The organism is Paraburkholderia bryophila, from assembly GCF_003269035.1.
In the GTDB taxonomy this organism is placed as follows: Bacteria; Pseudomonadota; Gammaproteobacteria; order Burkholderiales; family Burkholderiaceae; genus Paraburkholderia; species Paraburkholderia bryophila.
On record NZ_QLTK01000045.1, the window covers coordinates 36,091 to 42,885 of the forward strand.

Sequence of the window (6,795 nt, forward strand, 5' to 3'; positions counted from 1 at the left end):
CGGCGACGTCGGTGCGGAAGCCCGGCAAAAAAATGCATCAGGAGACAGCATGGAAGTGTTGGCAGCGCATGCATCGCACGCGGACCTCGAGTCCCAAACCATGCGGGCCGTGATGGCGCGCATAGTGCCGATCATCGGTCTGGGCTATCTGATTTCATTTCTCGATCGCGTCAACATCAGCTTCGCGGCGCTGGAGATGAATGCAGATCTTGGATTGAGCGCGACCCAGTATGGACTCGGCGCCGGTCTGTTTTTCCTGACCTATACGCTCTTCGAAATCCCCTCCAATGCACTGCTGCTGCGGTTCGGCGCACGCCGCTGGATAGCACGCATCATGTTCAGCTGGAGCCTGTGCTGCATACTGATGGCGTTTGTCACCGGGCCACGCGGGTTTTACGCTGCGCGCTTGCTGCTCGGCGCGGCGGAAGCCGGCTTCTTCCCGGGCATTCTCTACTACATGACATTGTGGTTTCCGGCGAAGTATCGCGCGCGGGTGCTCGGTTACTTCTTTCTGGCCGTGCCATTGTCGTTCGTGATCGGTTCACCGCTGTCGGGTGTTCTGCTTAACCTAGACGGCCTGCTGGCGCTCAAGGGCTGGCAGTGGATGATCGTGCTCGAAGCGCTGCCCGCCGTGGTGCTCGCGTTCGTCATCTGGCACAGGTTGAGCGATCATCCCGACGATGCGCTGTGGCTCCCCCAGGAACAGCGCGTCTGGCTTGTCGAGGCGCTGGCAAAGGAACAACCGGTGGTCACCGACCAGCCGCGGCACTCGATCTGGTCGGTGCTAGCCGATCCGCGTCTCTACGGCCTTGCACTCGCCTACTTCGCCGATGCCGCGTTGAATAACGGCATCTCCTTCTTTTTGCCTCAGATCGTAAGGTCGTTCGGCGCCTCGAACGTTCAGACCGGATGGATCGCCGCCATTCCGAGCGTGTGTTCGGTCGCGGCGATTCTCTGGGTCACTCGTAGCGCCGACCGGCACAACGACCGGCGCTGGCATGCGGCGCTCGCCCTGTTGGTGGGCGGCGCGGCTCTTGCCGTCTCGGCGGTGGTTCAAGATCCATTTGCCCGCATGACGCTGATCTGCATTGCGTCTTCGGGAACGTTAGCCTTCATGGGGGTGTTCTGGGCGATTCCCTCGATCTTCTTCACGGGCCCAGCGGCCGCTGGCGGGCTGGCCGCAATCAGCTCGCTGGGGATTCTAGGGGGCTTCGTCGCCCCCTATGTAGTTGGTTACTCGAAAGACCTCACGGGGAGTTTTGCAACCGGACAGATTGGCGTCGCCGCACTCGCGATCGGCATGGCTTTCGGCCTGCTCGTGATGACCCGTGGCAAGCCTGTCTGAAGCCTGCCGTCGCTTGGCGTGACCGGTATAACCCACCCCATTTATCAGAAAGAGGACGATCTGTCATGGAAGCCCTGGCCGCCACGTCGGACCACGTCGAAATCCGGGAAGCCGTCCGCGCGATCTGTGATCGCTTCGACGACGAGTACTGGTCGAACGCGGATCGAACGCACCAGTTCCCACACGAGTTCGCCAAGGCGATCGCACAGGGGGGCTGGCTCGGCATCGCCATGCCGCCCGAATACGGCGGCGCCGGGCTCGGCGTTACCGAGGCGGCGATCATGATGCAGACCATCGGCAACTCCGCGGGATGCTTCGCCGCGTGCTCGACCGTCCACATCAATATCTTCGGCCTGCACTCCATTGTTAAACATGGCAGCGACGCACAGAAACGAGCCTGGCTGCCTCCTGTGATCGCGGGCGACGTGCGTGCCTGCTTCGGTGTCACCGAGCCGGATGCAGGGCTCGATACCTCGAAGATCACGACCCGCGCTGTGCGCAAACGCGACCGGAACGTCGTGCATGGCCAGAAGGTGTGGACCAGCACAGCACAGCAAGCGGACAAAATCGTTCTGCTTGCCCGCAGCACGCCGATAGAACAGTGTGCGAGACCAACCGATGGCCTCTCGCTCTTCTTCGCCGATCTCGACCGGACCAAGGTGACAGTGACTGAGATTCCGAAGATGGGCAGACACGCGGTCGACTCGAATCAGACCTTCATCGACGGCCTCGAAATTCCTGTCGAAAACCGGATAGGCGAAGAGGGTCAGGGCTTCAGATATATCCTCGACAGCCTCAATCCCGAGCGGATTCTGAACGCGGCGGAGGCAATCGGCATGGGGCGCCGTGCTCTGGAGAAAGCCGCGCGCTATGCGTCGGAGCGCGTGGTGTTCGGACGGCCGATCGGCCAGAACCAGTCGATCCAGCATCCATTGGCGGAATGCTGGTCGCAGTTGTACGCGGCTGAGTTGATGACGCTCCATGCAGCGGAACATTACGACGCGGGGCGGCCTTGCGGCGTACAGGCGAATGCCGCGAAGTACCTTGCGGCAGACGCCGGCTTCAAGGCCTGCGATCATGCGATCCGCACACATGGGGGCATGGGGTACGCGAGCGAATATCATGTCGAACGCTATTTCCGCGAGATGGTGGCGACGCAGTTGGCGCCCGTGTCACGTGAAATGATTCTGTGTTTTATTGCTGAACGTGCACTTGGATTGCCAAAGTCGTATTAGCGTTGTAGCCCCTCGACGTCACGTTGTTGCGAGGCCCGCCTGATCGCTTCGCATTCGGCAGTCTTAATTCAATAGGAAATATAAATCACGCGCAAACCTTTGCGCGATTGAACCTGAATTAAAGCGTGTCGTTATTCAGGGTAGAGGGCAACCATTGCCACGACCGACAGACCGAGGCCGTCGGAATTGAGAGAAATATCCTTTCATTTCACGGTAAAAATATCTGGAGTCTATTGGTATGAATAATAAATGGATGTCCGTCAAGGCAAAACTCTATGGAGCATTTGCCGTACTTGCAGCAGTGATCCTGGTCGTATCGGCTATGGCGCTGCTCATGCTCGGCCGTGCCAACGACCGATTCGCCGACTTCGTGTCGGGTATCAATGCGCGAGCGGGTGTCGCCCAGCAGGTGCGTATCGCCGTTGACCGGCGAGCCATCGCGGCACGCAACATGGCGCTCGTCACCCGACCCGGCGACTTTCAGATTGAGAGGGACGCAGAAGTACAAGCTCAGCAGGACGTTCAGTCGAACCTCGCGAAACTCAACTCAATGATTTCGACCGCGACGGACAGCAGCGACAGGGCGCGCGCACTAATACACGAAATCAACAGGGTCGAGGCAGCCTACAGCCCCGTCGCCCAAGCGATCGTCGATCTGGCAGTGACGGGCAAACGCGACGAAGCCGTGGCAAAGATCAACGACGATTGCAGGCCGCTACTGGCGGCACTCGTCAAGGCGACGAACGATTACAAAGATTATACGCGCGCGCGCGCCAACGCACTTGTCCAGCAGTCGGCCGAACACTATGCAACACAGCGCAATCTGCTGACGGCCATTTGTGCTGCAGCGATTGTGCTGTCGTTGCTCGCCGGGCTTCTGATCACGCGTGGCTTGCTGCGCTCGCTCGGCGCCGAACCGGGCGAGTTGAACGCCGCAGCGCGACGCGTCGCCGGCGGCGATCTGAGCGATGTGACGGGTGCATCGTCGGCGCCGACAGGCAGCGTGCTCGCTTCGATGTCGCAAATGCAGACAAGTCTTGTCAACCTTATCGGCCAGGTTCGTTCGGCGGCCGACAGCATTGCGACGGGTTCGAGTCAGATCGCTTCGGGCAACATCGATCTATCCTCGCGTACCGAACAGCAGGCGTCGTCGTTGCAGGAAACTGCTTCCAGTATGGAAGAACTGACCTCGACCGTGAAACAGAATGCAGAGAACTCTCAGCAGGCAAGCATGCTGTCTGCCAAAGCATCCGAAGTCGCCGTGAAAGGCAGCGCGGTGGTCGGGCAAGTGGTCGCTACGATGAGCGAAATCAGCGCTAGTTCGACGAGGATTGCCGATATTACTGGCATTATCGAAGGCATCGCTTTCCAGACCAACATCCTTGCGTTGAACGCCGCAGTGGAAGCGGCACGGGCCGGCGAGCAGGGGCGCGGCTTTGCCGTGGTCGCGAGCGAAGTCCGCAATCTCGCGCAGCGATCTTCGAGTGCGGCCAAGGAAATCAAGGATCTGATCGGCGAGTCGGTGCGCAAAATCGAGGCAGGCTCTTCACTCGCGACTTCCGCGGGCCTGACGATGTCTGAGGTGACGCAAGCGGTGGCGCGCGTGACCGACATAATGAGCGAGATCGCTGCCGCGTCGAGCGAACAAAGTCGCGGTATCGAACAGGTCAATCAGGCGATCACGCAGATGGACTCGGTTACGCAGCAGAATGCTGCGCTGGTTGAGCAGGCCGCTGCCGCTTCGAAATCGCTCGAAGGTCAAGGGCGTCAATTGAACGAAGCGGTGGCGTTCTTCCAACTGCATTCCGCCTGACAATGCCTCAGCGGTCCATCGGCCGCGGCGTTCGATCAGTCCCGTGCGCGGAAAGTTGAATCGCCGTCCATGCGCCATCGGCGTCGCGCTCAGTAGCACACAGCCGCAGAAGTTCGGCTTTGGCAGCCTGTTCTGAGGCGTCTCCGTGACCGGCACAGTGTCACGATAACGATCCGCAACCTGCCGCAAATCGTTTGCACCGGCAGCCCCCCGTTTTCCAACTGATCTTTGGATTCGCTCGTGATGTCGTCAAGCGAGTCTGCGCGACCTTCACCAAGGCGCATGACGCCTCGCGCCAGTCCGCGTCGGATAGTGGAGCTGGCATCAACGTCGACGACCAGTACACCGTAGGCACTAATCCTTGGTCGATGCCATGTGCCAACGACGCGAGCCCCGCCCACAGATCTGCTACGCGCGCAAGCCCCTTCTTGGCTTGCGCCTACACCAACACATCGTTCGCAAGGACAAATCTCAGGTCGTCGCCCGGTCCGTCGGTTTCGCACCAGATTTCAACCGGGGTGTCGACTTCTAATTCCTTGAACCAGCCAAGCCGACGGCGCCCTAGCAGATGAATCGCGGCAACCGCAGCCACACGTGCGTGTAGGTTCATCCTGCCTGCTGCTGCGCTTCCACCTGAGGCGTTCGCGCGTTCTGCCCTGCCGGCTGTTTGTGGCCGCGTCATTTGTCGTCCTACGAGGGATACGGCGAGTTTCGTCATTTGCGTCGGGTGACAATTGGCGCGACTCAATCAGTGTTGACCATGTCAAGAAAATCGAAGAGAAGCGCCAGCGTACTCGCCACGGCAAGTAGCGCTTCAAACTATGGCACCGATCAATAAAGCGAGAAGTCGGTATTCGTTCCTCAACGGATTTGACATGGCAACTGTGTGACGAATTATTGCCTGACACCGGCAATTAGTGAAGGTCAGCTCGGGCCAATGAAGGAGCGTTCGTCATGACAATCGGATGGTTGCGTACGGGGGGAGCAGCCGGCGACTGAACGTCGTACCGAGGACGTCTGCGACCGGCCGCTTGTGGCCGTACCCAGAATTACACGGCCGGTCCGACCATCACGGATCTCGGCAAGGTGACGAACTTCCGGACGCGACCCGTCGCCGCCCCTTAGCTAGTTCCTGCGATGCCGCCGACGCGTTCGATAGCGGTAATTGCGGGCCGAGACTTCCCATGGGGAAGTAACTCATGGTTTCTTTGCTCACCGGCGCTGCACCAAACCCATCGTGGCGCCTAGCGCGACCTCATTGGCTGGATTCCGAGACTTCTTCAGGGCCAGCATTTTGACTGAACGGGTTGCCAGCGGGACGGTGTGGGACTGCTCTGGAAAGGCCGGACAGCAGTCCTCGGCAATCTTCCGGTGAGCAGGCGCGCCGCAGTGTATATCAGCGTTTCCACATTGACCGGCTTGCGCAGGTACAGGGTCCATAGCGTTTGCTTTTCGGCTGGCGGATCCATAGCCGAGATCACTGCAATGGGCACGGGGGCGAGCACAGAATGCCGACGCACCTGCCGGCACAATTCCTCACCGTTCAGTTCAGGCATATGCCAGTCGGTCAGGACCGCATCAGGAAGATGCGCAATTGCCGCGTCTAGGCCCTCTTTTCCATTTGACGCAGTCAGGACGCGGTAACCTTGGTCTTCCAGCACCAACCGGAAGACATGACGAAGGTCCGCATTGTCATCGACAAGGAGAACGGTGGACATCTTTAGTAAGCGTTTTTTCCTACATCCAGCAACACCTGTGCCGCCGCCAGCGCAATCCGCCTTGCCCGGGTAACATTTAACCTCGTTTCCGGAGGCTGCGATGACAAAGCCTATCCTACCTGCTTTATTGTTCGTCCTCGCGGCATGCACGACCGCTGCAATGCCGGCTTCCGGTACAACGCCCGACGCGGCGAAACAACCCGCTATGTCAACGGCTCCCGCCCCCGATCGGTCGGATCAGGGGCGTCCCGAGGTTCCTCACAGGAACCCTAAAATGGACGGTCCACCGGGTTATTGATGAAATCGGAATTGTGTGGGTGTCGGCGATTCGTGTCCAAGCGTCGAACGTCTCTTCCTGGCCGAAACTGGAGACTACTGGTGCGAGCTGCAGCCCCTCGTCGGTGCGGGGCATTCGCCAGTCCGCCATGGCCACCGAAATTCCACTCCGCTTGTCTCGCGTGCGTCGACACGACCAGTACCGTAACGGCGTCAGCTTCAATACGATCTACTCTGCTTCGTTACCCTGACGAGCGACCAATCGTAACCAAGCGCTCTCACGCGAGCCGCCAGACTGGCCAAGACTTCAGGGGCCGGGTGTGCTGTGCGCGTCAGTACCCATAGGTAGCGACCCGACGGCTCGCCGACGATCGTCCAATCATAATCGTCGCCATGGTCCAGCACCCA

Annotated in this window: 5 protein-coding genes; 3 read left to right on the forward strand and 2 right to left on the reverse strand. The window is 59.8% G+C overall.

Going from position 1 to position 6,795, the window contains the following annotated elements; genetic code table 11:
- The first annotated feature begins 49 nt into the window (after positions 1 to 49).
- The 3 genes from BX591_RS34090 to BX591_RS34100 all read left to right on the forward strand — a co-directional run bounded on the left by BX591_RS34090 (position 50) and on the right by BX591_RS34100 (position 4,393).
- Positions 50 to 1,345: an MFS transporter gene (locus tag BX591_RS34090; RefSeq protein WP_111935707.1), complete on the forward strand. Its 1,296-nt coding sequence runs from the start codon at positions 50 to 52 to the stop codon at positions 1,343 to 1,345.
- A 65-nt stretch (positions 1,346 to 1,410) separates the two neighbouring features.
- Entirely contained in the window at positions 1,411 to 2,580 is a 1,170-nt protein-coding gene (locus BX591_RS34095) for an acyl-CoA dehydrogenase family protein (RefSeq protein ID WP_111935708.1), read from the forward strand.
- Between the two features lie 238 nt (positions 2,581 to 2,818).
- Positions 2,819 to 4,393 carry a methyl-accepting chemotaxis protein gene (locus BX591_RS34100; protein ID WP_111935709.1) on the forward strand — a complete coding sequence of 525 codons (1,575 nt, stop codon included), beginning with the start codon at positions 2,819 to 2,821 and terminating at the stop codon, positions 4,391 to 4,393.
- Between the two features lie 1,280 nt (positions 4,394 to 5,673).
- On the opposite strand, the gene BX591_RS34105 is transcribed toward BX591_RS34100, so the two are convergent.
- Complete coding sequence (locus tag BX591_RS34105; protein ID WP_111935710.1) at positions 5,674 to 6,111, reverse strand: response regulator; 438 nt, start codon at positions 6,109 to 6,111, stop codon at positions 5,674 to 5,676.
- 495 nt (positions 6,112 to 6,606) lie between these two features.
- Positions 6,607 to 6,795: lipocalin family protein (locus BX591_RS34110; protein ID WP_208644755.1), on the reverse strand; the 189-nt coding region annotated here is incomplete at its 5' end.

Excerpts from the sequence above, each read along its gene's own strand:
- BX591_RS34090 (WP_111935707.1), top strand. The coding sequence starts at position 50 with ATGGAAGTGTTGGCAGCGCATGCATCGCACGCGGACCTCGAGTCCCAA.
- BX591_RS34095 (WP_111935708.1), top strand. The coding sequence starts at position 1,411 with ATGGAAGCCCTGGCCGCCACGTCGGACCACGTCGAAATCCGGGAAGCC.
- BX591_RS34100 (WP_111935709.1), top strand. The coding sequence starts at position 2,819 with ATGAATAATAAATGGATGTCCGTCAAGGCAAAACTCTATGGAGCATTT.
- BX591_RS34105 (WP_111935710.1), bottom strand. The coding sequence starts at position 6,111 with ATGTCCACCGTTCTCCTTGTCGATGACAATGCGGACCTTCGTCATGTC.